The sequence below is a fragment of the Amycolatopsis jejuensis genome (genome assembly GCF_000717335.1).
Classification (GTDB): domain Bacteria; phylum Actinomycetota; class Actinomycetes; order Mycobacteriales; family Pseudonocardiaceae; genus Amycolatopsis; species Amycolatopsis jejuensis.
Genome location: NZ_JNYZ01000040.1, coordinates 12,270 through 38,428, shown reverse-complemented (window position 1 = coordinate 38,428; position 26,159 = coordinate 12,270). Strand labels below are relative to the sequence as shown.

Here is a 26,159-nt window from a genome sequence, read left to right as displayed (position 1 = left end):
CCGTCCTCACGAAGCCAGCGCCAGCGCCTCACGCCGGTCGAGCAGCCCGGACACCGCCGCGATCGACACCCCGAGCACAGCCAGCAGCGCGCCGACCCAGTTCGGCGCCAGCAGGCCGAGCCCGCCAGCGATGACCAGGCCGCCGAGGTACGCGCCGATCGAGTTGGCGATGTTGAACGCCGACTGCACCGCCGCCGACACCAACGACGGCGTACCGCCTGCCTTTTCCATGATCCGCGCCTGCATCATCGGGCCGATCATGAAGCCCGCGACACCGACGAAGAAGATCGTGACCGCCGCGCCGACCTTGCCCTGCGCGGTGACGGTGAAGATCGCGAGCACGGTGGCCAGCGCGAGCAACGCGACGTACAGGCTCGGCATGAGCGCCTTGTCGGCGAGCCGTCCGCCGAGGTAGTTGCCGATCGTCATGCCCACTCCGGCAAGGGAAAGCAGCACGGTGACGTTGGCCGGCGAGTACCCGGCGACATCGGTCAGCATCGGCGCGATGTAGGACAGGCAGGCGAAAACACCGCCGAGACCGAACACCACGATCGCCAGCGCCAGCCACACCTGCGGCCGCCGGAATGCGCTCAGCTCGCCACGCAGCGACGGTTCGGCCGGACGTCCCTGATGCGGTACCAGCTTCATGATGGCCGCGATCGCAACCAGCCCGATCAGCGCGACCACGCCGAACGTCGCGCGCCAGCCGACCTGCTGGCCGAGCAGGGTGCCGAGCGGTACGCCGACGACGTTCGCCAGCGTCAGCCCCATGAACATCATCGACACAGCCTTCGCGCGCTGACCCGGCTGCACGAGGCTCGACGCAACCACCGCGCCCGCGCCGAAGAACGCACCGTGCGGCAGCCCGGCGAGGAACCTGAACACGATGCCGAAGTCCTGGTTGGGCGACAGCGCGAACAGCGCGTTGCCCACCGTGAACAGGCCCATCATCGCCATCAGCATGGTTTTGCGGGGCAGCCGCACGGCCAGCGCGGTGAGCAGCGGGGCACCGATCACGACGCCGAGTGCGTACGCGGAGATGAAGTAGCCGGCGGACGGGATGTCGAGGTGGAAGTCCGCGGCGGTCTGGGGCAGCACACCCATCATCACGAACTCGGTGGTGCCGATGCCGAAGGCGCCGACGGCGAGTGCGAGCAACGCGACGGGCACGGCTCTCCTTCCTTGAGAAATCGATTGCTCAGCCGGGCCGCGACCCGTTCTGAAGCGCTTTAGTTCGAGGGCAAAAAACTAGACAGCCCGTGCGGCCCCGACGCCGCCCGAGCTGTCTTGTCCCAGTTCAACCCACGAGGGGTGGCTTTGTCATCCGGATATCCGGGTGAGGCCCGCCACGCGTTACCGCGGCGCGGCGAGAACGCCGTCGAGGAGGCCGGGGAACAGCGCGTCAAGATCGGTGCGGCGCAAAGTGTTGTAGCGCGTGGTACCGGCCTGCCGTCCCACGATCACCCCGGCCTGGCGCAGGATCGCGAGGTGGTGGGTGAGTGTGGACTTCGTCACCGGAACCTCGAAACCACCGCAGGCGATCTCCGTCTCGGCCTGCGCCAGCTGCCGGACCATCGCGAGCCGGACCGGGTCGGCGAGCGCGCGCAGCACCGCTTCGACAGTGATCTCCTCGCGGGCGGGATGCGCGAGCGGGGTGAGCGGCACAGTGGCGGGCATGCCGTCCATAGTACGACGCTTCTCGAAATTGTCGGTGGACGCGTGTACGGTCGTCATCGAACTACGACGTTCGTCGAACTATCCGTTCACTGTCTTTGGGGGACCTTCATGTCCAGCGTCTCGTCCTCGGCCGTGGCACGAAACAGCGTGCTCGCGTTCGGGGCCTTCGGCGTCGGCACCAGCGGCTACATCGTGGCCGGGCTGCTGCCCGCGCTGACCTCCGAGCTGCACGTCTCCGCCACGGCCGCGGCGCAGCTCGTCACCGCTTTCGCGATCGCGTACGCGGTGGGCTCGCCGATCTTCGCGGCGGTCACCGGCCGCTGGGAGCGGCGCACGCTGCTGGTCGCCGCGCTTGCGGTGGCCGGGGTCGGAAACCTCTTCGCGGCCGTCGCGCCGGGGTACACCACGCTGTTGATCGCTCGGGTCGTCACGGCGATCGGGGCTGCCGTGTACACGCCTGCCGCCACAGCGGTCGCGGCGGAGCTGACCACGCCGGAACGTCGGGGCCGGGCCGTGTCGCTCGTGTTCGGCGGGCTCACCATCGCGTTGATTTTCGGTGTCCCGCTGGGCAGTTTGATCTCCCAGCAGCTCGATTACCAGGCGGCGTTCTTGTTCGTCGGGGTCCTGTCGCTGGTCGGGGCGGCGGCGGTGCAGGTCGCGCTGCCGCGGGTTTCCGCGCCGCCCGCGGTCTCGCTGGCCGAGCGGTTCGCCGTGGCGCGGGACAAGCGGGTGATCGCCTTGCTGGTCACCACCGTGCTCGCGTGCCTGGCCGCATTCATGGTGTACACGCTGGTGTCGCCGGTGCTCGCCGCGACGGCCGGGATCACCGGCGGGACCGTCACGGTGCTGTTGTTCTGCTACGGAATCGGCGGTGCGGTCGGCAATTTCCTCGGTGGCCGGGCGGCGGACCGGTGGGGCGCGCGCAAGCCGCTCCTGCTCGTGCTTGCCGGGTTCACGGTCGTGATGGTGCTGCTGCCGTTCACGTCGTCGACCGTGGTCGGGGCTGGGATCACGCTCTTCGTGTGGGGAGTGGCGAACTGGTCGTTCGGGCCGCCGGTGCAGCACCGGCTGATCGAGCTGTCGCCGGGACACGCGGGATTGTCGTTGTCGCTCAACGCTTCGGCGATCTACCTGGGGGTCGGGCTGTCCGGCGTGGTCGGTGGCGCGGTGCTCACGTCAGCGGGTGCGATGGTTCTGCCGGAGGTGGCCGCGGTGCTCGCGGCCGCGGCCACGCTGGTGATCTTGTTCTTCTGGGGCTCGCGCAAGCGGGTGGTGGCCCGCGAGAAGGTCGCGGTCTGAGAAGCTGCCGGACGTGGTGGAGGTACTGGAAACCGTGTCCGGGCGCGGCGGCGAGCTGGTGCTGCGCCGCGACGGCACCGCGTTCGAGGTGATCGAGAACGGCGTGTTCCTGATGGACACGCGGGGCGGCGAGTCGGAGCGGCTGCTGGTCACCGGCGCGGCCGGCCGGCTCGCCCCGGGCGCGCGGATGCTGATCGGCGGCCTCGGCGTCGGATTCTCGCTGCGGGCCGCGCTGGACCACGAGAACGTCGGCGAAGTCGTGGTGGTGGAACGCGAACCGGCGGTGATCGAGTGGAACCGCACCGGCCCGCTGCGGGTCGTCCACGGCGGCGCCCTGGACGACCCGCGGGTCACCGTGCTCGAAGCCGACCTGGTGGAGTGGCTGCGTGGCACGGGGGAGATGTTCGACGCGCTGTGCCTGGACATCGACAACGGTCCGGAGTGGACAGTCACGGCCGGGAATACGGCGCTGTACGCGGCTTCCGGTCTGGCGAGGCTTTCCCGGCTGCTCCGCCCGGGTGGCATTCTGGCGGTGTGGAGTGCGGGTGCTTCGCCGGACTTCACGACCCGGCTGCGGGGTGCGTTCGCGGAGGTGGAGACGGTGGAGATTGCGGTACCCCGCGGGGAGCCGGACGTGGTGTGGTTCGCCCGCGGGTGACCCTTCGTTCGGGTCAGGGGGCCAGGTTGCCGAGGTCCAGCCTGCTGCCCATCTCCGCCTGATCGAATTCTCCCACGATCAACTGTGCGGATTTGCGGCCGATCTCTTGACTTTCTGCGACGTAGGGCCGCAGTTCTGCTTCGTAGGCGGCAAAAGCGGCTTCGTGCTCTCCGCCCGCCGCGACCAGGTTCCGGGCGATGGAGCGGGCGCCGAGCATGGCCTGTGAGGTACCTCTGCCGCTGATCGGAGCAGCGCAGTAACCGGCGTCGCCGACCAGTGCGACCCGGCCGCGTGCCCAGGTTTCCATCCGGACCTGGATCGATGAGAACACGTACAGCCGGTCTGCGTCGGACATCGCCTTCAGCAACCGCGGCACTTCCCATCCCTGCCCGGCGAACGCCGTACGGAATGCTTGTTCCTGCTCCTCGCGGCTGCTGCGGTCCAGCGCCGGGGAGCCGGTTGCGAGCGACAGGCTCACCATGAGCCGGTCGGGCTCCCGGTTGTTGATGAGAATGACGGCTGTTCCGTTCGCCATGTGCAGCACGGTCTGACGTTCGAGGCCGAGGTAGTTGTCCAGGTAAAAGTGGACCGTCGAAATGCCGAGGTGCTCCAGCGTGCCGTCCGATTCGGTGAAGGCCAGCCGGCGAACCGGCGAGTACAGCCCGTCCGCACCGAAAACCAGGTCGAACTCACGCGCCGGTCCCCGCTCGAACTCGACCTTCACGCCTTCCGCGTGCTGGGACAAGGCGGTGATCGAGTCGTCGAAGACGTATTCGACGCCATCGCCGGTGATTTCGTGCAGGATTCCGGTCAATTCCGGTTTGTGCACTTCGAGTACCCCGGAAAAGGTTCCGGCGGGCAGCTGCCCGAGTTTCGCCCCTTCGCCGTCGACCACGTCGATGTCGCCCATCTTCGTGTCGTGTGCCCGGAGCCGGTCGAGAATGCCCATTTCCTCGAATACCTCGTCCAGCGCCCGGCTGAAGCCGACGACGTGCCCGGTGGTGCGGCGGGCAGGGGCGCGCTCGACGACGGTGACGTCGTATCCGCTGCGGTGAAGGAAGTACGCGAGGGTGGGTCCGGCCACGCTCGCCGCCTGCGAAGATCGGGACGGCGGATTCGGCGACCTGGCAAAGGGGAGAGCGCACGTGGGAAACCGGGAGGCCTTGCTGGCCGGAGCCAAGAAGTGCCTGGTCGAACGGGGCTGGGCCACCACGTCCGTGCGCGACATCGCCGAGGCCGCCGGGGTCAACCACGCGGCCATCGGGTACCACTTCGGCTCCCGTGAGGCGTTGCTCACTCAGGTCCTGAGCGAGGCTCTCGACGAGCTCGGTGCCGAGATCACCGACGGCCTGCCCACGAAGTCCTCGGAACGGTGGCCTGCCGTCATCGACGCCTTCACGACTCGCCGGGACCTGTGGGTGGCCCTGCTCGAATCCGCCGGGCAAGCGGAGAGGTCGGCGGGCGTGCGGGAGATTTTCGTTCGCATGCTGCACAACGGCCGTGACGGGCTGGGTGGTCCGGTGCCGATGGCGTTGGTGCTGGGGCTGATGATGCAGTGGCTGCTCGACCCCGAGCATGCGCCCTCGGGCGAGGACGTGCGCGCGGGACTTGCCGCGCTCACGTAGACCGGGTCAGGCCTTGGCGGCGGCTTTGGCGGCCTTCTTGAATGCGCGGACTTCGGCGAGGGTTTCGCCGTTGGTGACATCGGCGATGGATCGCCGGGATCCACGGTCGCCGTACGCGCCGGCTGTCTCGCGCCAGCCCTTCGGGGTGACGCCGCGCTGTTTACCAAGCAGGGCAAGGAAAATCTTCGCCTTCTGCTCACCGAAACCGGGGAGCGCCCGTAGCCGCTTGAGAACCTCGGCGGCGTCCGGCTTGGGGCGCCCGTCGAGCCAGATGCCTTCGGTACGGCCGTCGTAGTTCTCGATGATGTGCTCGGCAAGCGCGTGCACGCGGCGGGCCATCGAACCGCCGTAACGATGGATCGCGGGCGGGACCACACACATCTCGACGAAGGTGTCGACGTCCGTCGCGGCGATCTTGCCCAGGTCGAAGCCGTCCATCCGGTCGGCGATCTTCCGCGGCCCCGCGAACGCGTGCTCCATCGGGTACTGCTGGTCCAGGAGCATGCCGGTGAGCAGGGCGAACGGATCGTCGTTGAGCAGCTTGTCGGCGGCCGGGTCGCCGGTCAGGTGCAGTTCGCGCAGCATGGCGCCATCTTCGCACAAACCGGCCGGTCAGCCGCGGGGGAAGCTCCTCAGGCCTCGGCGAACACCGCGAACACCTGACGTACCCGGTCACCCTGATCGAGGGTCACCTGACGAGCCGTCGCCGAGCGGAAGCCCGCGTCTGTCGCCAGAGCGGCGGCCTCGGCGACCGTGCCCGGGACCCGCAGGTCTCGCGGGTACGGGTAATCCCCCGACGGCTTGAACCGCTGGGCCGTCACCATGCTGAACGCCAGCCTGCCGCCCGGGCGCAGGACGCGGCGCCAGTCCGTCAACGCTCGTGGGCCCAGGAAGTGCAATGCCGACGCGCACACCACGGCGTCGGCCTCGCCGTCGCCGAGCGGCAGCGGGACCGCGGAGCCGACCTGCCACGTGATGCGCCCGTCCGGGTCCAGGTCGGCGGCTTTGCGGCGGGCGATCTCGATCATCGCGGGGGAGAGATCGACGGCAAGCACCGCGGCCGGGCCGAGGCGCAATGCCGCGAACGCCGCGGCGCCGGTCCCCGCGGCGACGTCGACCAGCAACTGCGGCTGCGGTTCCAAGCCGTCGATCAACTGCTCTGCCACGAACGGGTGGAAGGTGTCCTCGTCGTACTTCGCCGCGTCGGCGTCGAAGGGGGTCACGGTGATTCCCGCAGAGGACGGCGTCCGGCGAAACCGAGGTCGACCCGGTGGTACCAGGACAGCTCGGGATCGCCTTCGAGCCAGCACAGCAGGACGTCGTCACCGTCGAGGGTCGCCGGGAAGTCCACCAGCAGCGGGGCGAACCCCTTCAGCTCGGCCCCGGTGACCTGGACCGCGGTCATCAGGTCGTCGAGCCGGGCCTGCGCGGCCTTCCATTCGGGCAGGCCGCCGAGGCCGGTGTCGCGTCCGCCCGGCCGCAGTGACGCGGCGAGTTCGGCGGCCTCCGCGCGGACCTCGACCAGCTCGTCGAGCACGGGGCGCAGCCGGGTGAGTTCGGCGCGGGCCTCGGCCACGGTGAACAGTCCCATGTGCAAATGTTCCCATCGGCGCCGTCCTACCTGCGCCGGCGGGCCAGCGTCGCGGCCAGACCCGTGCCGACCAGCAGAAACCCGACGCCGAGCAGGGCGCCGGAGAAGAGCCAGGTCGCGAGGCCGTAGTTCATGTTCCCGCGCGGCAGCACGTTCAGGATCTCGAGTCCCCACCGCGGCATGGCCAGCGCGACCAGCGCGGGCAGCACGCACCACACCAGTCCGCCGGTCACCGGCCCGGCCGACGACCACGCGCCGAGCGCGGCCACCCCGAGCAGCAGCACCGCGCCGGCGACGAGCAGGGCGATGCCGAGTGCGTCGCTGCGGGTGCTGAACGTCGTCAGCACCTGTTGCTGCCGGAACCCGCCGAACCCCATCAAGCCGAGCGCGACCGGCGTCAGCACGAGGCCGCACAGCCCGCTCAGCACGCGTGGCACGGCTCGCCCGGCCGGCTGGTTGACGGCAGGCGGATAGGCCGGATACGGCTGTGAATACGACATGGCGTGACCTCCCAGTGTGGCGATTCCCGCGATGGGATGGTTGCCGGAGTCGTCCGGTTCCGCGAATCGGAACGGTCCGTGCCCGGTCGGCGGAGGCGCCGCAGCTTGGTGGAGACTTGATGCCGACCACTTCTGGAACCATCCAGCACGGTTAAGCAGTACGCTTGTACCGCTACCGGAGAGTGTGAAGAAGCTACGCGAAGATCCGCGGAAGGAGCACCGCTGCTCATGGCCAAGATCAAGGTCCAGGGCACTGTCGTCGAGCTCGACGGCGACGAGATGACCCGCATCATCTGGCAGTTCATCAAGGACAAGCTGATCCACCCGTACCTGGACGTCGACCTGGACTACTACGACCTGGGCATCGAGGAGCGGGACCGCACCGACGACCAGATCACCATCGACGCCGCGAACGCCATCAAGCAGCACGGCGTCGGCGTCAAATGCGCCACGATCACGCCCGACGAGGCGCGCGTGGAGGAGTTCGGCCTCAAGAAGATGTGGGTGTCGCCGAACGGCACCATCCGCAACATCCTCGGCGGCGTGATCTTCCGCGAGCCGATCGTGATGCAGAACGTACCGCGGCTCGTACCCGGCTGGACGAAGCCGATCATCATCGGCCGGCACGCGCACGGCGACCAGTACAAGGCCACGAACTTCAAGGTCCCCGGCCCCGGCACGCTCACCATCAGCTACACCCCGGACGACGGGTCGGAGCCGATGGAGTTCCAGGTCGCGAAGTTCCCCGAGGGCGGCGGTGTCGCGATGGGGATGTACAACTACCGCAAGTCGATCGAGGACTTCGCGCGCGCGTCGCTGCAGTACGGCCTCGACCGCGAGTACCCGGTCTACCTCTCCACCAAGAACACCATCCTCAAGGCCTACGACGGCATGTTCAAGGACGTGTTCCAGGAGATCTTCGAGGCCGAGTTCAAGGCGGACTTCGCCGCCAAGGGCATCACCTACGAGCACCGTCTCATCGACGACATGGTCGCGGCGTCCCTGAAGTGGGAGGGCGGCTACGTCTGGGCGTGCAAGAACTACGACGGTGACGTCCAGTCCGACACGGTCGCGCAGGGCTTCGGGTCGCTCGGCCTGATGACGTCGGTGCTGCGCACGCCGGACGGCAAGACCGTGGAAGCCGAAGCCGCGCACGGCACGGTCACCCGGCACTACCGCCAGCACCAGCAGGGCAAGCCGACCTCCACGAACCCGATCGCGTCGATCTACGCGTGGACCCGTGGCCTCGAGCACCGCGGCAAGCTCGACTCCAACCCGGAGCTGATCGGTTTCGCGAACAACCTGGAGAAGGTCGTCGTCGACACCGTCGAGGGCGGCAAGATGACCAAGGACCTCGCGCTGCTGGTCGGCAAGGACCAGGAGTGGCAGACGACCGAGGACTTCCTCGCGACGCTGGACGAGAACCTGGCCAAGAAGATCGCGCAGGGCTGATTTTCTTACCTGGCCGGTGAAAGGGCACCTCGGAGGAGTCTTCCGAGGTGCCCTTTTCGTCACTCTGGGTATCGGGGCGGTGACGCGGTTGGCGCCTCCGGGTGGTCTGTGCGGGGAAGCCTGTCCGCGCACGACGTTGCTGCCTACTCTGGTCGTGGGGATTTTCGCGACTGAGGGAGGCACTGGCGGCCGTGATCCTTGGATTGCCCAAGAAGACTCTGATCATCATCGGGCTCATCGCGGCGGTCGTCGTCATCTACGCGCTCAGCCAGAAGAGCAAGGCCGACGCGCAGGGCTCGCCGACCGGCTGCAAGGTCTCGGTGACCGCCGACGTGCTCAACGCGCGGGAAACCGCCACCCCGGACGGAAAGATCGTCGGGAAGTACTTGCACGGCGCGGAGTTCGATGCGCAACCGGTGGTGCAGAACGGTTTCCGCAAGATTGCCGAGGGCAAGTGGGTGGCGAACAACTTCGTGCAGCCGCTGGCGGGTTCGAAGTGCTGATCACCAGGTGAGTTCTTCTTCCGTGGCAAGCACTTCGCCGTCGAATGCGTTGCGCGCTTCGGCGACCGAGACGGCGCGATCGGAGCCCGGCCAGAAGTGGGTGAGCAGGAGGGTTTTGCTTCCCGGGCGCGACGGCCTGCTTCGGTGGCGGTCATGAGGTAGCGGGTCCGGTGGTTCGCCCTGCAGGGTGGCTTCGCAGATGAGGAGGTCGGCGTCGCGGGCCAGCACGGTGAGCTGCGGGGCGGGCCCGGTGTCGCCGGTGTAGACGAGGGTGAATTCGGGGGCGGTCAGCCGGATTCCGTGGTTGGGCACGTAATGCGGCAGCGGGGTGGTGGTGAGGCGGAACGGGCCGAGCTCGGTTTTGCTGCCGAGGTCGTGGATGTCGAAGATCTCCACCGGGTCCGGGTGGGGTTCCATCGCGGCGAGCCGGGTGGTGGTGCCCGGGGTGCAGTGGAGCGGGAGTTTGCGGTCGGTCGAGTAGTAGCGGGCGCGGCCGAGTGCGCTGACGTCGGCGAGGTGGTCGGGATGCTCATGGGTGACGACGACCGCGTCGACCCGCTCCGCGGTGACGTGCCGGAAGAGCCTGGCCGCGGCCCCGTAGCCGAGGTCGAGGACGAGGTGGAAACCCTGGTGGGACACGAGGAATCCGGCACACGCGCGCCCGGCTTCCGGCCAGGCACCGCAGCTGCCGAGAACTGTCAGGCGGGGCATTCGGCCATTCTGCCCGGTGGTTCGCGTCTGCCCGGTGGTTCGCGTCTGACCTGCCGACGGTGGCTCGCGCGGAAAATTGTCGGACCCGGCGGGTAGCGTGCGCGGGGTGCTGATCGTTTCGACTGTCAACGTCAACGGCCTGCGGGCTGCCGTCAAGAAGGGCTTCGTCGAGTGGCTCGCCACCACGAAGGCCGATGTCGTCGCGTGCCAGGAGGTGCGGGCCGAAGCCGCGCAGCTGCCGGCCTCGGTGATCGAACCGGAGGGCTGGTTCGCCGCACACGCGCCGTCGTCGGTCAAGGGGCGCAACGGGGTGGCGCTGTACAGCCGCATCGAGCCGGACGAGATACGGGTCGGCTTCGGCGAGCCCGAGTTCGAGGGCAGCGGACGGTACCTGGAAATGCACCTGCCCGGGGTGGTGGTGGCGAGCCTGTACCTGCCGAGCGGCGACGTCGGCACCGAACGGCAGGAGGAGAAGGAACGCTTCATGGCGGCGTTCCTGCCGTACCTGGTGGAACTGCGCGCGAAGGCGGCTGCGGAGGGCCGGGAAGTCGTCGTGGTGGGCGACTGGAATATCGCGTACGACACCGTGGACCTCAAGAACTGGCGCGGAAACCAGAAGAACTCGGGCTTCCTTCCGGAGGAACGGGAGTGGCTGGGCCGCGTCTACGAGGCAGGGTACGCGGACGTCCAGCGCCGTCTGGATGCGGAAGGCCCAGGCCCGTACACGTGGTGGTCGTACCGGGGAAAGGCATTCGACAACGACTCAGGCTGGCGCATCGACTGCCAGCTGGCGACGCCGGGGTTGGCGGAAAAGGTGACGTCGGTGGTGGTCGAACGGGCAGAGACGTATGCCGAGAGGTGGTCGGATCATGCGCCGGTGACTGCTTCGTATGACGTGCCGTTTCCTCGCTGAAGCTTTTCTCGCTGAGGGTCCCCCCCTCGCGGGGGTCGGCTTCTTTGCTGGATCGGCGTTGGGGTGGCGTGGTTGGGTGGTCGGTCGGAGTTGGGATGGCGTGCCTACGCCGACCTCATCGGGCCACGGTGACCTTGCGGTGTCGTCCTGCGCGCCGTGCGTTGGGGACGGTGCGGTGCTTGCGTGTGCCGCGTTGGGCTGGTGCGGAAACCTGCGTGCGTGTGCCGAGTTGGGCCGGTGCGGAAACCTGCGTGCGCCGGGTTGGGATGTGCGGTGCTTGCGTTGTGCCACCTGCGTGCGCCGCGTCGGGCCGAGTTGGGCTGGTGCGGAGCCCGCACGTGTCGCATTGAGCCGGTGCGGTGCGTGCGTGTGCCCGCGTTGGGACGGTGTGGAGCTTGCGTTGTGCCGGGTTGGGCCGGTGTGAAGCCTGCGTGTGCCGAGTTGGGCCGGAGTGGAAACCTGCATTCGCCGCGTTGGGCCAGTGCGAGCCTGCATTCGCCGCGTTGGGCCGGTGCGGTGCGTGCGTGTGCCCGCGTTGGGACGGTGTGGAGCTTGCTCGTGCCCGCGTTGGACCGGCGTCGATCTTGCTCGTGCCCGGGTTGGGGCGGCTCGGCTGCGATCTCGATCTGCTGCCTTGATCGGCGTGGCCCTCATTGGCGCGGTCAGAGCTGCGCAAGGTCTCCGCCGCCTGGGTATCCGCGGTCTCAGTGTCCGCGCCTCGATCGGCGCGGCCCTGATCGGCGCGGCTTCGACCGGCGCTGCTTCGATCGGCGCAATCTGATCGGTGCGGTCTTGGTCTGCTCGTCCCCGGTGCGGGGTTCGGGCGGTGGGGCCGTGGTGAGGTCGACCCTTTTCGCAGGTGTGGGGTACGCCACTCGGCGGGTCGCGCGGGGTTCGATTGCGGCTGCGGCCTGCACGGTTCGCCTGGTTGGTGAATGACCCGCGGAGAGTAGTTCGCGTTGGTTCGCAAGGGGGATCGCGACCGGTTGTCGCCGGGAGGCAGGCCACTGTGCGTGGTTTCGCGACGGCTGCAGAGCGCTGACCACGGACGACGTCCAGACCCCGGGGGCGCCCACGATTACTCCCCGGGTGGGCGCTAGTCTCGGCGCCCGAGTTGATCAGATCCGACAGGTCTTGACACGCTCGGTAGTTTTTTGACCAGTAGCACGTCGAGAACTCATCCGTACGGGTGAGACGCTCGCCAGGAACAGTCACTTCGCGGGAGGCACTCCGGTGCGCAACCCAGGCCGGTTCGTGACACGGTCCGCGCTGCCCGTTCGTCGTCCGATGGGGCACTCAGGTGTCACCCGATCGGGGGCAGGGCGAGCTGGCGGCCGGGTCCTGGCGATACTGCTGACGGTCCTGGTCACGTCCGCAGGAACGGCCACGGCAGCTTTCGCGGACGACGGCGTCGCGCGGGCGGAGACCACGTCGGCCGGTTTCGGGATGCTCGGGCCGGTCGGGCTGGTGGCGGTGGCGTTCGGCATCGTCGGCATGACACTCGGGGTGCTGCGACAGCGCCGCAAGGCAAGGACCCGCGCCGCGGCGGTCATCCGGGCTGCCGAACCTGAGACCGACGAGCCCACCCGCCCGCTGGAACCCCTTCGGCTGCCCTGAACTTCGCAGCGAGCCCACCGGCGGCCGCAGGAACCGCGAGGTTTGGCCGAACGTGAACGCGCCGGTGAAGGCAGGGCGCGCCGACGGCGGCGGACCCGGGTTGCCTGATGATGGGCTCGACGTTCAGCAGATTGCCCGACCGGCGCGCTGATCGTTGGAGGAATCCGGGTTGTCTCGTGGCGGGCCGGAACGTTCGGCGGGATGCCTGATGGATGCGCTGGTGGCACTGGAATTGGCCAGGTGGCGGGCGCGCCAGTGGTGAGTGGGAATGTTCAGCAGCTCGTCCAACGGGCGCGCCGATGGTGGCGGAACCCGGGTCGGCCAGCGACACACGCGCTGGGGTGGCGGGTCGGAACCGGGGCGCCTGGCACGGGGATGGCCAAACCCGGGTGGCCCCACAGCGAACCCGCCGAGATAGCCCAGAACGTTCGGCAAACCACCCCACCGGCTGCGTCGATGACGGACCAGCCGGCAACACCAACCCCGCCCATCACACGCGTCCCACCCCCGGGCCCCCAGCAACCCCCGCACTCCTGCCTGAAAGAATCCCCAGCGTGTCCGACGAACTGAACGGGCGCCTGCGGGTGCTTTCCGGGATCCAGCCGACTGCCGACTCCTTTCACCTCGGCAACTACCTCGGCGCGCTCCGCCAGTGGGTGCGGCTGCAGGACACGCACGAGACCTTCTACTGCGTCGTCGACCTGCATGCCATCACCGTCGAGCAGGATCCGAAGGTGTTGCTCGAGCGGACGCGGCGGTCGGCCGCCCAACTGCTTGCCATCGGGGTCGATCCGGGGCGTAGTGCGCTCTTCGTGCAGAGTCAGGTGCCTGAGCATGCTCAGCTCGGGTGGGTGCTCGAGTGTCAGACCGGGTTCGGCGAGGCCAGCCGGATGACGCAGTTCAAGGACAAGTCCGCGAAGCAGGGTACCGACCGGGCCAGCGTCGGGCTCTTCACCTACCCCATTCTGCAGGCCGCGGACATCCTGCTCTACCAGGCGAATGCCGTGCCTGTCGGCGAGGATCAGCGGCAGCATCTCGAGCTCACGCGCAACCTCGCGCAGCGGTTCAACAACCGGCTCGGCAAGACGTTCACCGTTCCCGAGCCCTACATCGTCAAGGACACCGCCAAGATCTACGACCTGCAGGACCCGACCGCGAAGATGAGCAAGTCGGCGTCCGCGGCGAACGGGCTCATCGAGCTGCTCGAGGATCCCAAGCGCTCGGCCAAGAAGATCCGGTCCGCGGTCACCGACACCGGCCGTGAGATCCGGTACGACCCCGAGCAGAAGGCCGGCGTCTCCAACCTGCTCACCATCTACTCCGCGCTCACCGACCGCAGTGTCACCGACCTCGAAGCCGCCTACGACGGCAAGGGTTACGGCGACCTCAAGAAGGACCTCGCCGAGGTGCTCGTCGAGTGGGTCACGCCGGTGCAGGAACGCGTTCAGTCCTATTTGGACGATGTGGCCGAGCTGGACAAGATTCTCGCCGCCGGGGCGCGCCGGGCCCGTGAGGTCGCGGCGGGCACGCTTGCCACCGCGTACGAGCGGCTCGGGTTCCTTCCGGCCCGCTGAACCGCTCGCGTTGCGGCCTTCACCCACCGTGGTTAGCGTTTCCCGGTGGCGAAAGAAAAAGATAAGCTGCTGCCCCGGCTGCGGCGCAAGTACCCGTGGCTGGATCACCTGGTCCGCGCCAACGAATCGTTCACCGAGAACTACGGCAACCACTACGCCGCGGCGATCACGTACTTCAGCGTGCTGTCGGTGTTCCCGATCTTCATGGTGGCGTTCGCGATCGTCGGCATGGTGCTCGGCGACAACCAGACGGTGATCGACCAGCTCACCAACGGCATCAACAGCTCCGTCCCCGCGGGGCTGCGCGGGCTCGTCCAGCAGATCACCAACGCCGCCCTGAAATCCGGCAGCGGTATCGGGGTTTTCGGCCTGCTGCTGGCGCTCTACTCGGGCATCGGCTGGATGGCGAACCTCCGCGACGCGCTCACCGCGCAGTGGGGGCAGGAAAAGAAGGCGGAACCGTTCGCCGGCCGGACCCTCAAGGACCTGCTGTCCCTGATCGGGCTCGGGATCGCGCTGGTCGTGTCGTTCGCGATCACCGCCGCGGGCAGTGGGGTCGGCAGCTTCCTGCTGGAGCTGGTCGGGCTGGCGGACCAGGCGTGGGCGGTCTTCCTGCTGCGCGTCGCGACCATCCTGCTCAGCCTGCTCGCCAACGCGCTGGTGTTCCTGTGGGTGATCGCCCGTCTGCCGCGTGAGCACGTCGCAATGCGCAGTGCGGTCAAGGGCGCGATCTTTGCCGCGATCGGGTTCGTGGTGCTGCAGCAGGTGGCGACCGTGTACCTGGGGAGCGTCACGAAATCCCCGTCGGCCGCGCTTTTCGGGCCGGTGATCGGGTTGCTCGTGTTCGCGAACCTCGTGTCCCGGTTCCTGCTGCTCGTCACCGCCTGGACGGCCACCGCGCGCGAGAACCAGAAACGCGTGATCCGTCCGCCTGCGCCGGTGCTGCTGGAACCACGCGTGACGGTGCAGCGTGGTCTCGGGCTCGGCGCCGCGGCGGGAGCGTTCAGCGCGGGTGCGCTGCTGGGCTGGTTCGGGCGACGGAAGGGCTGACCTACCTGGCCCGCTTCCGCTGGTACCCGATCACGAACCCGGCCACGATGATCACCAGCACCACCACGGTCAGCACCCAGCCGGTGGTGCCGAACGCGTCCGCCTTCTGCTCGGACGCCGACGACGCCGCGCCCACTGGCGCCACGTGCCGGTCGACCGGCGACGAGGTGGCCAGCGGCTGGTACGCAATGCGCCCCACCGGCTGCGCGCCGGACTTCTCGAGCGCGAAACCGTAGTCGAGCAGCTTCGCCGCCTGGTCGACCACGCGGACCGGGCGTTGTTCGGCACGCATCATCACCACGGCGAGGCGGTGGCCGTCGCGCTCGGCGCCGCCGACGTACGTGTGCCGCGCGTCGTCCGTGAAACCCGTTTTCCCGCCGAGGAATCCGGGGTAGACGCCGAGCAGCTTGTTGTCGTTGTACACCGTGATCGGCGGTTTCCCGTCGACCGACGGGATCGTGTACGCCTTGGTCGACACCGCCTGCGCGAACTTCGGCTGCTTCATCGCGTAGTGGAAAACGACGCTGAGGTCGTACGCCGAGGTCGACATGCCCGGGCCGTCCAGACCCGACGGCGTCGCGGCGCGCGTGTCAGTGGCGCCGATGCGGGCGGCGAGCGCGTTCATCTTGCCGAGCGCGGTGTCGACGCCGCCAAGGGCCGTTGCGAAGGCATGCGCGACGTCGTTGCCCGAATGCATCAGCAGGCCGTGCAGCAGCTGCTCCACCGTGTAGTGCCCGCCCGCGGCGATGCCGACGCAGGTGCACTCCTGCTCGGCGTCCTCCTTGGTGGGCACGATGACCTGGTCCGGCTTCAGCTCGGTGGTGACCACGAGCGCCAGCAGCGTCTTGATGAGCGACGCCGGCCGCTCCCGCGCGTGCGGGTCCTTCGCCGCGACGACCGCGCCGCTGTCGAGGTCCTGCACCACCCACGACGCCGCGGTGTCGCCCTCGGGCGGCGTCGGCGCGCCCGGCGGGAGGACGAGCCCGCAGCTGCCGAGCCGCTCGCCGCCGACCGGCTGGGGCGGGACGGGCAACGGCGCCGGGACCGCTTGCCCTGGCTTCGGCTTCTCCGACGTGTCCACCGGAGCCGGTGGCACGGCGTGTTCGGTGCACTGCTGGGCCTGCGCCGGAGCGGCGAGGACGAGCGGTGCACCGAGGGCGAGCAGAGCAGCGGTGAGGGTCGCGGCGAGTGCTCGCAGCGACCGGGCGAAAGCGGTGTGCACCCGAGCAATCTAGCGCCGAGTGCCTGGTTGCATACTCGGGACATGCGCATTACGCGGGGTATCGCCTTCTTCCTGTTCGGTTTCGGCATCTGGTCCTGGATCATCTGGATCACGTTTGCGAAGAATCTGTGGGCCAGCGATCAGTCGTGGGCGGCCGACGGTTCGCCCACCGGATACTTCGTCGTACACGCGGTACTGACGGTCGTCTCGTTCGTGCTCGGCACCGCCATCGGGGTACTCGGCTGGCGTGGCGTGCGGGCGAACGCGAAGGAACGATCGGGCAGTTCTGCCCCCTGATGCGGTGACTGTCCGTTGGTCGGCGGGGGCTCGCTGCCCTAGGTTCGGACGACCGACCATGGAGGGTGAATGTCCCGTTTACGTCGATTGCTCGTGCCGGTCGCAGTTGCCGGGGTGACCGCCGGGGTGGTCGCGGTCCCGGCTGCTGCCGCCACCCCATCGTGTGACACCACCAGCACGCCGTACAGCTACGTCGTGCTGTACCAACCGGGTGACCCGCAGCGCGTGGTCGACACCGAGCTGGCCGCCAAATGCGGTACCCGAGTGGCGTACTACCCGGAAATCGGAGTCGCCGTTGCCAGCTCGCGCAACGCCGACTTCGCCGACCGGATCGGCGTGAAGCGGGCGTATTCGGGCGGCAAGGACATCGCCGCCAAGGCCGCCGCCCGGTCCGGAATGCGGTCGGCCGTCGGCGCGCTCGAGCAGACGCAGACCCTCGCGGCCGGCAACGACCTGTCCGCCCAGCAGTGGGACATGCGGGCCATTCACGCGCCCGAGGCGAACAAGATCGACCAAGGTTCAGGGTCGGTCACCGTCGGCGTGCTGGACTCCGGCATCGACCCAGCGCACCCGGCGCTCGCGAAGGCGGTCGACCCGCGTTCGTCGACCGGATGCATCACCGGCGCACCGGACCCGACCGCGTGGAAGCCGACGAACTCCGACCACGGCACGCACGTCGCGGGCACCATCGCGGGCAAGGACGCGGCGCGCGGGTTCACCGGCATCGCGCCAGGCGTGCGGCTGGCTTCGGTGAAGGTGGTGAACGACGACGGCTACATCTTCCCGGAGTCGGCCGTCTGCGGGTTCGTCTGGGCGGCGCAGCACGGCTTCCAGGTGACGAACAACAGCTACTACATCGACCCGGGAATGTTCTACTGCCGCAACGAATCCGGCGACGCGGCCGCGTATGAAGCCGTCCGGCGCGCGGTGACGTACTCGACGCAGCGCGGCACTCTGAACGTTGCTGCGGCGGGTAACTCCGCCTTCGACGTCACGAAGCAGACCAAGGACCCGAACCGTCCACATCGGATCGATTCGACGTGCAGCATCCTGCCCGGAGCCATCGACGGAGTGGTGACGGTATCGGCAATCGGTTACGCGGGAACGAAATCGTCGTACTCCAACTACGGTGCCGTCACAGTGACCGCGCCGGGCGGCGATTCCGGCCAGCGGCCGCCGTCCGGACAAGGTGAGGGCTGCACGCTGTCGACGGTGTTCAACGGCGGCTACGGCACCATGTGCGGCACGTCGATGGCGTCGCCACACGCGGCCGGGGTTGCGGCGTTGCTGGCGTCGAAGCACCGTAATGCGCCGCCGCAGGCATTGACGGCATTGCTGACCGCACAGGCGGACCCGATCTCATGCGACGCCAGCGCGTGTGTGGGGCCGAAGCAGAACAACTCGTATTACGGACACGGGCTGGTAGACGCCCTCGACGCGGTTCACTGACGCAGCAACGAAAAGCGGTCCTCGCCCGGACTGAGGGCGAGGACCGCTTTTCGGTAAGAAAGATCAGACCCGCTTGAAAAGCAGGGCCCGCTTCACTTCCTGGATCGCCTTCGTCACCTGGATTCCCCGGGGGCACGCGTCGGTGCAGTTGAAGGTCGTGCGGCAGCGCCACACTCCCTCGCTGTCGTTCAGGATGTCCAGGCGTTCCTCGGCTCCGTCGTCGCGTGAGTCGAAGATGAAGCGGTGCGCGTTGACGATTGCCGCCGGGCCGAAGTACGAGCCGTCGTTCCAGTACACCGGGCACGAGGACGTGCAGCAGGCGCACAGGATGCACTTCGTCGTGTCGTCGAAGCGGTCGCGGTCGGCCTGTGACTGGATCCGCTCGCGCGTCGGCTCGTTGCCGTACGTGATCAGGTACGGCTTGATTGCCCGGAACGCCTCGAAGAACGGGTCCATGTCGACGTAGAGGTCCTTCAACGTCGTCAGGCCCTTGATCGGGGCGATCGTGATCTCGGTCTTCTTGCCGCTCTTCTCCAAAAGATCCTTCAGCAGCACCTTGCAGGCCAACCGGTTGATCCCGTTGATCTGCATGGCATCCGACCCGCACACGCCGTGCGCGCACGAGCGGCGGAACGCGAAGGTGCCGTCGAGGTAGTCCTTGACGTAGAACAGCAGGTTCAGTACCCGGTCCGTCGGCTGCGCCGGGACGTCGTAGGTCTCCCAGTGCGGTTCCTGGTCGACCTCCGGGTTGAACCGCAGGATCTTCAGCGTGACCTGGATCGGCGTGTGCTCGTCGGACGCCGTGGAGGAAGGCGCCTCGGGGGTGGCCGTCGTCATCAGTACTTCCGCTCCATCGGTTCGTAGCGGGTGAAGGTGACCGGCTTGTAGTCGAGCCGGATGTCGGTCGACAGACCAGAACCCTGCTTGTAGGCCATGGTGTGCCGCATGAAGTTCGTGTCGTCGCGGTTCGGGTAGTCCTCGCGTGCGTGCCCGCCGCGGGACTCCTTGCGCGCGATCGCGCCGACCACCAGAACCTCGGCCAGCTCCAGCAGGAAGCCGAGCTCGACGGCCTCGAGCAGGTCGGTGTTGTACCGTTTGCCCTTGTCCGCCACGGTGATCCGCTGGTACCGCTCCTTCAGCGCCTGGATGTCGGTGAGCGCCTGCTTGAGCGTGTCCTCGGTGCGGTACACCGACGCGTGCGAGTCCATCGTCTGCTGCATTTCCTTGCGGATGTCGGCGACGCGCTCGTCACCGTGCTCCGACAGCAGACCGGCCAGCTGCTCCTCGACCAGCGTGGTCGGGTCCTCCGGCAGTTCGACGTGCTCGTGCGCCAGCGCGTACTCCGCGGCGGCGATGCCCGCGCGGCGGCCGAACACGTTGATGTCCAGCAGCGAGTTCGTGCCCAGCCGGTTCGACCCGTGCACCGACACGCACGCGACCTCACCCGCGGCGTACAGGCCCGGGATGACGTGCTCGTTGTCGCGCAGCGCTTCCCCGTGGATGTTGGTGGGGATGCCGCCCATCACGTAGTGACAGGTCGGGAACACCGGCACCGGCTCCTTGACCGGGTCGACGCCGAGGTACGTGCGGGAGAACTCGGTGATGTCCGGCAGCTTGGTCTCGAGGACCTCCACCGGAAGGTGCGTGACGTCGAGGACGACGTAGTCCTTGTTCGGCCCGCACCCGCGGCCCTGCAGCACCTCCTGGACCATCGACCGGGCGACGATGTCACGCGGCGCGAGGTCCTTGATGGTGGGGGCGTAGCGCTCCATGAACCGCTCGCCCTCGGAGTTGCGCAGGATCCCGCCCTCGCCGCGGACGGCCTCGGAGATCAGGATGCCGAGCCCGGCGAGGCCGGTCGGGTGGAACTGGAAGAACTCCATGTCCTCCAGCGGAAGGCCCTTGCGGAAGATGATGCCGAGCCCGTCGCCGGTGAGCGTGTGCGCGTTCGACGTGGTCTTGAAGATCTTGCCCGCGCCGCCGGTGGCGAACACGATCGACTTCGCCTGGAACACGTGCAGCTCGCCGGTGGCCAGCTCGTAGGCGACGACGCCGGACGCGACCGGGTTGCCGTCCGCGTCCTCGGACAGCACCAGGTCGAGCACGTAGAACTCGTTGAAGAACTCGGTGCCGTGCTTGACGCAGTTCTGGTACAGCGTCTGCAGGATCATGTGGCCGGTGCGGTCCGCGGCGTAGCAGGCGCGGCGCACCGCGGCCTTGCCGTGGTCGCGCGTGTGCCCGCCGAAGCGGCGCTGGTCGATTTTGCCCTCGGGCGTGCGGTTGAACGGCAGGCCCATCTTCTCGAGGTCGAGGACCGCGTCGATGGCCTCCTTGGCCATGATCTCCGCGGCGTCCTGGTCGACCAGGTAGTCACCGCCCTTGACGGTGTCGAAGGTGTGCCACTCCCAGTTGTCCTCCTCGACGTTCGCCAGCGCGGCACACATGCCGCCCTGCGCCGCGCCGGTGTGGGACCGGGTGGGGTACAGCTTCGTGAGGACCGCGGTGCGGGCGCGCTGGCCGGACTCGATGGCCGCGCGCATGCCGGCGCCGCCCGCGCCGACGATCACCACGTCGTACTTGTGGAACTGCATGGGAAAAGACTCCGCTACCTAGTGGTGGGTGCGCCTGTTTCAGGAGGCAGGCATCTCGGGGTCGAACGTGAAGATCACCATCGTGCCGACGGCGAGGATCAGCACCATCGAGATGTAGAGCACGATCTTCAGCCAGAACCGGGTCGAGTCCTTGCGGGCGTAGTCGTCGATGATCGTGCGCAGGCCGTTGCCACCGTGGATCTCGGCGAGCCACAGCATCGCGAGGTCCCAGAACTGCCAGAACGGCGAGGCCCACCGGCCGGCGACGAAGCCCCAGTTGATCCGGTGCACGCCGCCGTCGAGGATGTTCATGATCAGGAGGTGGCCCAGCACCAGGATGATCAGCGCGAGTCCGGAAATGCGCATGAAGAGCCAGCTGTACAGCTCGAAGTTGCTGCGCCGGGCGGCCGGGCGCCGCGGCGAGCGCGGGCTGGCGAGGATCAGTGAGTCGGCCATGGGATCAGGCACCCCCGAAAAGCGTCTCGACGGTGCGCTTGAGCATGAAGAACGCACCCGGAACCATCACGACCACCCACACGACGCCGATGACCCACAGCATCGCCTTCTGGTACTTCGGGCCCTTGGCCCAGAAGTCGACCAGCAGCACGCGCAGGCCGTTCAGCGCGTGGAACAGCACCGCGCCGACGAGGCCGACTTCCAGCAGGTTCACGATCGGCGTCTTGTACGTCTCGATGACCTGGTCGTAGGTGTTCGGCGACACGCGCACGAGCGCGGTGTCGAGCACGTGCACGAACAGGAAGAAGAATGTCAGCACGCCGGTGATGCGGTGCAGTACCCAGGACCACATGCCCGGGTCGCCCCGGTAGAAGGTTCCCTGCCGGCGTGAGGCACCCGCCCGATCGCTCGCTCCTGCCCCGGTTCCGGTGGCAGTGCTCGCCGTGGTGGACATCGGTGAACGGCCTCCAACGTCATGACTGTCGTGCCCGGTTGACCGGTGAGGTCCGCATCCGAAACCGGGGTCGATCCACTGGGGACAACGCCGGCGACGGGCCGAGATCAGGGCCATCGAGCGTGGATGCATGGATGCTAGACCCGCCTTCACCACCAGGCTTACCTCCGGGTTCCTCTCTGTGATGGACCAGACACCAGCGACCTGGGAGGACCACTCGGACGTGTGGTCTGGAGCACGTCCGGCGCCTGTTCCGGGGGCGGTTCAGCGCTGGTTTCGGAGCCGTTTCGGGGTGTTCGGCGAGCGCCGATGACCGGTACTGCGCGTGACCGGAAAGCGGGGTCGTCCCGTCCGGGTACGCACGGACCGCCAATACCGCAGGAAAGACCCTACGAACGGCGGGAATCCGAACGAAATGCCCGCCCGGACCGGGCCGGATGATCACGGTAGGTGCACGGCCGGTCGCGGATCGGGCTGCCGAGTAAACGTTTGTGTTACGTAGCGTGCCGTTCCTATGGCGGTTACCCGGCAGTTGGGTACGGTTCTGCGGTCGAGCCCGGCGAAGGTGCACGGGCGGATCGTCCGCTGGATCAGCGGGGAGGGAGACACACGTTGCGTCGCATGCGTGGAACCGCGCTGGCCGCCGCGACCATGGCCGGGGTGCTCGCCCTGGCGGGGTGCGCGAAGGACTCGGGCGGGGGCAGTAACAACAACAACGCGTCGGGTTCGACCGGCAATGCCGCGTCGGACTGCATCACCGCGCCGAAGCCGCCTGCCGCTCCGCCCGCTGCCACGAGCAGCAGTGCCGAGTCGGGCAAGGTCGACGGAAGCAAGCTCAAGGTCGGACTGGCCTTCGACGTCGGCGGGCGCGGGGACGCGTCCTTCAACGACGCGGCCGCGGCGGGCACCGACCGGGCGAAGACCGACCTGGGCGTCCCGTCGGTGAGTGAAAGCACCGCGAGCGCGACCGAGGCCGAAGCCGCGAAGCAGCAGCGGCTCGACCAGATGGCGCAGCAGGGCCTGAACCCGATCATCGCGGTCGGCTTCGCCTATGCGCCGTCGGTGAAGGTCATCGCCGCGAAGTACCCGAACACCAAGTTCGCGATCGTCGACGACGACTCGATCACCCTCCCGAACGTCACCCCGCTCGTCTTCGCCGAGGAGCAGGGCTCGTTCCTGGCCGGCGTCGCCGCCGCGTACAAGAGCAAGAAGTGCCACATCGGCTTCGTCGGCGGCGTGAACACCCCGCTGATCCAGAAGTTCGAGGCGGGCTTCCTGCAGGGCGCGAAGGCCGTTTCGGACAAGATCAAGATCGAGGACGAGTACCTCACCCCGGCCGGTGACTTCTCCGGGTTCCAGGACCCGCCGAAGGGCAACGCGAAGGCCGCGGCCGAGATCTCGCGCGGGGCGGACGTCGTCTACCACGCTGCCGGCGCCTCGGGCAAGGGCGTGTTCGACGCGGCCAAGGCGGCCAACGCGCTGGCCATCGGGGTCGACTCCGACCAGTACAACCAGAAGACGGTCGCCGCCGACAAGGACATCATCATCACGTCGATGATCAAGCGCGTCGACGTCGCGGTGTTCGACTACCTGCAGGCCGTCGCCAAGGGCGACACCAGCACGTTGCCGAAGCGCTTCGACCTCAAGGCCGACGGCGTGGGCTACTCCACGTCCGGCGGCAAGGTCGACGACATCAAGGATGTGCTCGAGGGCTACAAGGCCCAGATCATTTCGGGCGCCATCAAGGTTGCGGACAAGCCGGCCAAGTAGCAGACCGACGTGGCAGGGCTCGGAAGGATCTTCCTTCCGGGCCCTCACGCGTTTTCGACAGAACGGGATGTCCTTTCCCATGAGCGAAACCGAGGCCGAGCCCGTCCCCGACCGGGGCGTGCCTGCCGTCCAGCTGACCGGGATCACCAAGCGGTTCCCCGGCGTGGTCGCGAACTCCGACGTCAACCTCACCGTCGCGGCGGGCGAGGTGCACGCCCTCTGCGGCGAGAACGGCGCGGGCAAATCGACCCTGATGAAAATCCTGTACGGGATGCAGCAGCCTGACGAGGGCGCCATCGCGATCAACGGCGCCGAGGTGAAACTGCGTAACCCGCAGGACGCCATCCGCGCCGGAATCGGCATGGTGCACCAGCACTTCATGCTCGCCGACAACCTCACTGTCGCGGAAAACGTCTTCCTCGGCGGCGAGGCGCTGCACGGCATCGGCCGTGCGGCGCGGGCGCGGCTGCAGGAGCTGTCGAAACGCACCGGGCTGCACGCGAAGCCGGACACGCTGCTGGAGGAGCTCGGCGTGGCCGACCGCCAGCGCGTCGAGATCGTGAAGGTGCTGTACCGCGGCGCGAAAATCATCATCCTCGACGAGCCGACCGCAGTGCTCGTGCCGCAGGAGGTGGACGCGCTTTTCGGCACGGTCCGCGAAATGCAGGCCGACGGGTACACCTTCCTCTTCATCTCGCACAAGCTCGACGAGGTGCGCGCGATCGCCGACACCGTCACGGTGATCCGGCGGGGCACCACGGTCGGCACTGCCGATCCGAAGAAGATCACCACGCGCGAGCTGGCCGAGATGATGGTCGGCTCGGAGCTGCCGAGCCCGGAGACGCGCGAGTCGACCGTGACCGAGCGCGAGGTACTGCGGATCCGTGACCTGCGGCTGTCGGCCGAGGGGTCGGACCGCAACGTGCTCGACGACATCACCTTCACCGTGCATGCGGGTGAGGTGCTCGGCATCGCGGGCGTCGAGGGCAACGGGCAGACCGAGCTCGTCGAGACGGTCATGGGGATGCGCAAGGCGAGCGGCGGGCACATCGAGCTCACCCCGCGCGACGGCAAGACGCGTGACCTGGTCAAGCTCGGCACGCTGGCGCGCCGCGAGGCCGGGATCGGGTACATCGCCGAGGACCGCACGCGGTACAGCCTGCTGCTCACGCAACCGTTGTGGGTCAACCGGATTCTCGGGTACCAGACCCGGAAACCGGTGTCCGGCGGGCAGTTGCTCGACATCGCGGGCGCGCGGACGGACACCGAGCGGATCGTGCGCGAGTACGACGTCCGCACGCCCGGGATCGACGTGCCGGCCGCCGCGTTGTCCGGCGGTAACCAGCAGAAGCTGATCGTGGGCCGGGAGTTGTCCGGGAGCCCGTCGCTGCTGATTGCTTCGCATCCGACGCGCGGGGTGGACGTCGGCGCGCAGGCGATGATCTGGGAGCAGATCCGCCAGGCCCGCGCCGACGGGCTCGCGGTGCTGCTGATTTCCGCGGACCTCGACGAGCTGATCGGGTTGTCCGACACGATTCGCGTCATGCTGCGCGGACGGCTGGTGAGCGAGGCGAACCCGGCTACCGTGACCCCGCAGGAACTTGGTTCGGCGATGACCGGAGCCGAAGAAGGTGATGTAGCCCAATGAGCTCGTGGCGCACGCGGCTTCTGCCGCCCCTGCTCGCGATCGCGTTCGCCGTGGTGCTGTCGGCGATCGCGCTCGTCATCTCCGGTGCCGATCCGCTGCAGGCGTACGGGACCATGATCGGCCAGCTGTTCAAGGGTTCCACCGCGGTGGACACGGTGAACCTGGCGACGGTGTACTACCTGTCCGGCCTCGCGGTGGCCATCGGGTTCCAGATGAACCTGTTCAACATCGGGGTCGAGGGCCAGTACCGGTTCGCCGCCGTGATCGCGGCGATCATCGGCGGTGCACTGCAACTGCCGCCGGTGATCCACACGATCGTGATCCTGCTGGTCGCGATTCTGGCCGGGGCGCTGTACGCGACGATTCCGGCGGTGCTCAAGGTGACCCGCGGGGTCAGCGAGGTCATCTCCACGATCATGCTGAACTCGATCGTCGCCGGGATCATCGCGTTCCTCATCAACGCCGACCAGTTCGGCGTGCAGACCGGAAACAACATCGGCACGAGGGTGATCGCGCCGTCCGGCCGGATCCCGGGGATCCCGGTGGGGTCGGGCACGCTGTTCGGGTTCGTGTTCATCGCGCTCGTGATCGGCGGCGCGTACTGGTTCATGCTGAACCGCACCCGGTTCGGCTTCGAGCTGAAGGCGAGCGGGGAGTCGTCGACCGCGGCCGCGGCCGGTGGCGTGAGCGCGAAGAAGATGACGCTCGTCGCCATGCTGCTATCCGGCGCGGTGGCCGGTCTGATCGCGATGCCGGAGCTGCTCGGCAGGGACTACACCTACGGCATCACCGCCACCCAGATGTACGGCTTCACCGGCATCGCGGTGGCGCTGCTCGGCCGTAACCACCCCGGCGGGATCGCGTTCGGCGCGCTGCTGTGGGCGTTCCTGGACACCTCGGCGGTGTCGCTGGAGCAGATCAACGTGTCCAAGGAGATCGCGACGATCATGCAGGGCATCATCGTGCTGTCGGTCGTCGTGGCGTACGAGATCGTGCGCCGGGCCGACCTCGCCGCGGAACAGCGACGGGTGGGCCGCGCGCTGGCCGGTAACGGCCGCAAGGGTTCCACGGTCGCGGAAGGCGGTGCAGCGTGACCACCACG

27 protein-coding genes are annotated in these 26,159 nt (G+C 68.2%); 14 read left to right on the top strand and 13 right to left on the bottom strand.

The window, feature by feature from the left end; translation table 11 throughout:
* Positions 1–6: 6 nt before the first annotated feature.
* Both OO71_RS39605 and OO71_RS39600 read right to left on the bottom strand, forming a co-directional pair.
* Complete coding sequence (locus OO71_RS39605) at positions 7–1,170, bottom strand: MFS transporter (RefSeq protein ID WP_033295190.1); 1,164 nt, start codon at positions 1,168–1,170, stop codon at positions 7–9.
* Between the two features lie 183 nt (positions 1,171–1,353).
* Positions 1,354–1,677, bottom strand: a complete 324-nt coding sequence (locus OO71_RS39600; protein ID WP_033295222.1) for an ArsR/SmtB family transcription factor — start codon at positions 1,675–1,677, stop codon at positions 1,354–1,356.
* Between the two features lie 108 nt (positions 1,678–1,785).
* Between OO71_RS39600 and OO71_RS39595 the strand changes: the two genes are divergently transcribed.
* Both OO71_RS39595 and OO71_RS39590 read left to right on the top strand, forming a co-directional pair.
* A complete protein-coding gene (locus OO71_RS39595) occupies positions 1,786–2,976 on the top strand; it encodes an MFS transporter (RefSeq protein WP_033295189.1) in 1,191 nt (396 codons plus the stop codon).
* 13 nt (positions 2,977–2,989) lie between these two features.
* Complete coding sequence (locus tag OO71_RS39590) at positions 2,990–3,634, top strand: spermine/spermidine synthase domain-containing protein (protein ID WP_033295188.1); 645 nt, start codon at positions 2,990–2,992, stop codon at positions 3,632–3,634.
* A 13-nt stretch (positions 3,635–3,647) separates the two neighbouring features.
* Here OO71_RS39590 and OO71_RS39585 read toward each other — a convergent pair whose 3' ends face one another.
* Positions 3,648–4,718 carry an FAD-dependent monooxygenase gene (locus OO71_RS39585; RefSeq protein WP_063740173.1) on the bottom strand — a complete coding sequence of 357 codons (1,071 nt, stop codon included), beginning with the start codon at positions 4,716–4,718 and terminating at the stop codon, positions 3,648–3,650.
* A 61-nt stretch (positions 4,719–4,779) separates the two neighbouring features.
* Between OO71_RS39585 and OO71_RS39580 the strand changes: the two genes are divergently transcribed.
* A complete protein-coding gene (locus OO71_RS39580) occupies positions 4,780–5,259 on the top strand; it encodes a TetR/AcrR family transcriptional regulator (RefSeq protein ID WP_033295187.1) in 480 nt (159 codons plus the stop codon).
* 6 nt (positions 5,260–5,265) lie between these two features.
* On the opposite strand, the gene OO71_RS39575 is transcribed toward OO71_RS39580, so the two are convergent.
* Genes OO71_RS39575 through OO71_RS39560 form a run of 4 tightly spaced genes read right to left on the bottom strand, consistent with a single transcriptional unit; the run spans position 5,266 to position 7,350 of the window.
* Entirely contained in the window at positions 5,266–5,844 is a 579-nt protein-coding gene (locus OO71_RS39575) for an HhH-GPD-type base excision DNA repair protein (RefSeq protein ID WP_033295186.1), read from the bottom strand.
* Positions 5,845–5,891: 47 nt separating this feature from the next.
* The gene (locus OO71_RS39570) at positions 5,892–6,482 is read right to left on the bottom strand and encodes a class I SAM-dependent methyltransferase (protein ID WP_156096790.1); all 591 of its coding nucleotides are present in this window, start codon (positions 6,480–6,482) and stop codon (positions 5,892–5,894) included.
* Positions 6,479–6,850 carry a DUF2203 domain-containing protein gene (locus tag OO71_RS39565; protein WP_033295185.1) on the bottom strand — a complete coding sequence of 124 codons (372 nt, stop codon included), beginning with the start codon at positions 6,848–6,850 and terminating at the stop codon, positions 6,479–6,481. The genes OO71_RS39570 and OO71_RS39565 overlap by 4 nt, the downstream gene beginning before the upstream one ends.
* A 26-nt stretch (positions 6,851–6,876) precedes the next feature.
* A complete protein-coding gene (locus tag OO71_RS39560; protein ID WP_245633927.1) occupies positions 6,877–7,350 on the bottom strand; it encodes a hypothetical protein in 474 nt (157 codons plus the stop codon).
* Positions 7,351–7,578: 228 nt separating this feature from the next.
* Between OO71_RS39560 and OO71_RS39555 the strand changes: the two genes are divergently transcribed.
* Both OO71_RS39555 and OO71_RS39550 read left to right on the top strand, forming a co-directional pair.
* Positions 7,579–8,802: an NADP-dependent isocitrate dehydrogenase gene (locus tag OO71_RS39555; RefSeq protein ID WP_033295184.1), complete on the top strand. Its 1,224-nt coding sequence runs from the start codon at positions 7,579–7,581 to the stop codon at positions 8,800–8,802.
* A 203-nt stretch (positions 8,803–9,005) separates the two neighbouring features.
* Positions 9,006–9,305 carry a hypothetical protein gene (locus OO71_RS39550; protein WP_033295218.1) on the top strand — a complete coding sequence of 100 codons (300 nt, stop codon included), beginning with the start codon at positions 9,006–9,008 and terminating at the stop codon, positions 9,303–9,305.
* On the opposite strand, the gene OO71_RS39545 is transcribed toward OO71_RS39550, so the two are convergent.
* Positions 9,306–10,016, bottom strand: a complete 711-nt coding sequence (locus OO71_RS39545; protein ID WP_033295183.1) for an MBL fold metallo-hydrolase — start codon at positions 10,014–10,016, stop codon at positions 9,306–9,308. It abuts the gene before it with no gap.
* A gap of 97 nt (positions 10,017–10,113) precedes the next feature.
* On the opposite strand from OO71_RS39545, the gene OO71_RS39540 reads away from it, so the two are divergent.
* From OO71_RS39540 to yhjD, 4 genes are all read left to right on the top strand, one after another.
* Positions 10,114–10,929 carry an exodeoxyribonuclease III gene (locus tag OO71_RS39540; protein ID WP_033295182.1) on the top strand — a complete coding sequence of 272 codons (816 nt, stop codon included), beginning with the start codon at positions 10,114–10,116 and terminating at the stop codon, positions 10,927–10,929.
* Between the two features lie 1,287 nt (positions 10,930–12,216).
* Complete coding sequence (locus OO71_RS39535) at positions 12,217–12,546, top strand: hypothetical protein (protein ID WP_245633926.1); 330 nt, start codon at positions 12,217–12,219, stop codon at positions 12,544–12,546.
* A gap of 554 nt (positions 12,547–13,100) precedes the next feature.
* Positions 13,101–14,120, top strand: coding sequence for a tryptophan--tRNA ligase (gene trpS, locus OO71_RS39530; protein WP_033295180.1), 1,020 nt, complete (start codon positions 13,101–13,103; stop codon positions 14,118–14,120).
* Positions 14,121–14,165: 45 nt separating this feature from the next.
* On the top strand, positions 14,166–15,170 hold the full coding sequence (gene yhjD / locus OO71_RS39525; protein WP_033295179.1) for an inner membrane protein YhjD: 1,005 nt from the start codon (positions 14,166–14,168) through the stop codon (positions 15,168–15,170).
* Between the two features lies 1 nt (position 15,171).
* Here the strand turns inward: yhjD and OO71_RS39520 are convergent, their stop codons facing one another.
* Positions 15,172–16,392: a D-alanyl-D-alanine carboxypeptidase family protein gene (locus OO71_RS39520; RefSeq protein WP_033295178.1), complete on the bottom strand. Its 1,221-nt coding sequence runs from the start codon at positions 16,390–16,392 to the stop codon at positions 15,172–15,174.
* 42 nt (positions 16,393–16,434) lie between these two features.
* Here OO71_RS39520 and OO71_RS39515 point away from each other — a divergent pair, with 42 nt between their 5' ends.
* Both OO71_RS39515 and OO71_RS39510 read left to right on the top strand, forming a co-directional pair.
* On the top strand, positions 16,435–16,689 hold the full coding sequence (locus tag OO71_RS39515) for an SCO4848 family membrane protein (protein ID WP_033295177.1): 255 nt from the start codon (positions 16,435–16,437) through the stop codon (positions 16,687–16,689).
* 69 nt (positions 16,690–16,758) lie between these two features.
* Positions 16,759–18,138, top strand: a complete 1,380-nt coding sequence (locus tag OO71_RS39510; protein WP_033295176.1) for a S8 family peptidase — start codon at positions 16,759–16,761, stop codon at positions 18,136–18,138.
* Positions 18,139–18,201: 63 nt separating this feature from the next.
* Here the strand turns inward: OO71_RS39510 and OO71_RS39505 are convergent, their stop codons facing one another.
* The 4 genes from OO71_RS39505 to sdhC are packed head-to-tail and all read right to left on the bottom strand — an operon-like array spanning position 18,202 to position 21,639.
* Positions 18,202–18,975 carry a succinate dehydrogenase iron-sulfur subunit gene (locus OO71_RS39505; RefSeq protein WP_033295175.1) on the bottom strand — a complete coding sequence of 258 codons (774 nt, stop codon included), beginning with the start codon at positions 18,973–18,975 and terminating at the stop codon, positions 18,202–18,204.
* A complete protein-coding gene (gene sdhA / locus OO71_RS39500) occupies positions 18,975–20,729 on the bottom strand; it encodes a succinate dehydrogenase flavoprotein subunit (RefSeq protein WP_033295174.1) in 1,755 nt (584 codons plus the stop codon). Before sdhA ends, OO71_RS39505 begins: the two co-directional genes overlap by 1 nt.
* A gap of 39 nt (positions 20,730–20,768) precedes the next feature.
* On the bottom strand, positions 20,769–21,185 hold the full coding sequence (locus OO71_RS39495) for a succinate dehydrogenase hydrophobic membrane anchor subunit (protein WP_033295173.1): 417 nt from the start codon (positions 21,183–21,185) through the stop codon (positions 20,769–20,771).
* A 4-nt stretch (positions 21,186–21,189) separates the two neighbouring features.
* Positions 21,190–21,639 carry a succinate dehydrogenase, cytochrome b556 subunit gene (gene sdhC / locus OO71_RS39490; protein WP_084145598.1) on the bottom strand — a complete coding sequence of 150 codons (450 nt, stop codon included), beginning with the start codon at positions 21,637–21,639 and terminating at the stop codon, positions 21,190–21,192.
* 621 nt (positions 21,640–22,260) lie between these two features.
* Between sdhC and OO71_RS39485 the strand changes: the two genes are divergently transcribed.
* The 3 genes from OO71_RS39485 to OO71_RS39475 all read left to right on the top strand — a co-directional run bounded on the left by OO71_RS39485 (position 22,261) and on the right by OO71_RS39475 (position 26,151).
* Positions 22,261–23,409: a BMP family lipoprotein gene (locus tag OO71_RS39485; RefSeq protein WP_033295171.1), complete on the top strand. Its 1,149-nt coding sequence runs from the start codon at positions 22,261–22,263 to the stop codon at positions 23,407–23,409.
* 79 nt (positions 23,410–23,488) lie between these two features.
* Positions 23,489–25,057 carry an ABC transporter ATP-binding protein gene (locus tag OO71_RS39480; protein ID WP_156096788.1) on the top strand — a complete coding sequence of 523 codons (1,569 nt, stop codon included), beginning with the start codon at positions 23,489–23,491 and terminating at the stop codon, positions 25,055–25,057.
* A complete protein-coding gene (locus tag OO71_RS39475) occupies positions 25,054–26,151 on the top strand; it encodes an ABC transporter permease (RefSeq protein ID WP_033295169.1) in 1,098 nt (365 codons plus the stop codon). Before OO71_RS39480 ends, OO71_RS39475 begins: the two co-directional genes overlap by 4 nt.
* Positions 26,152–26,159 lie beyond the last annotated feature (8 nt).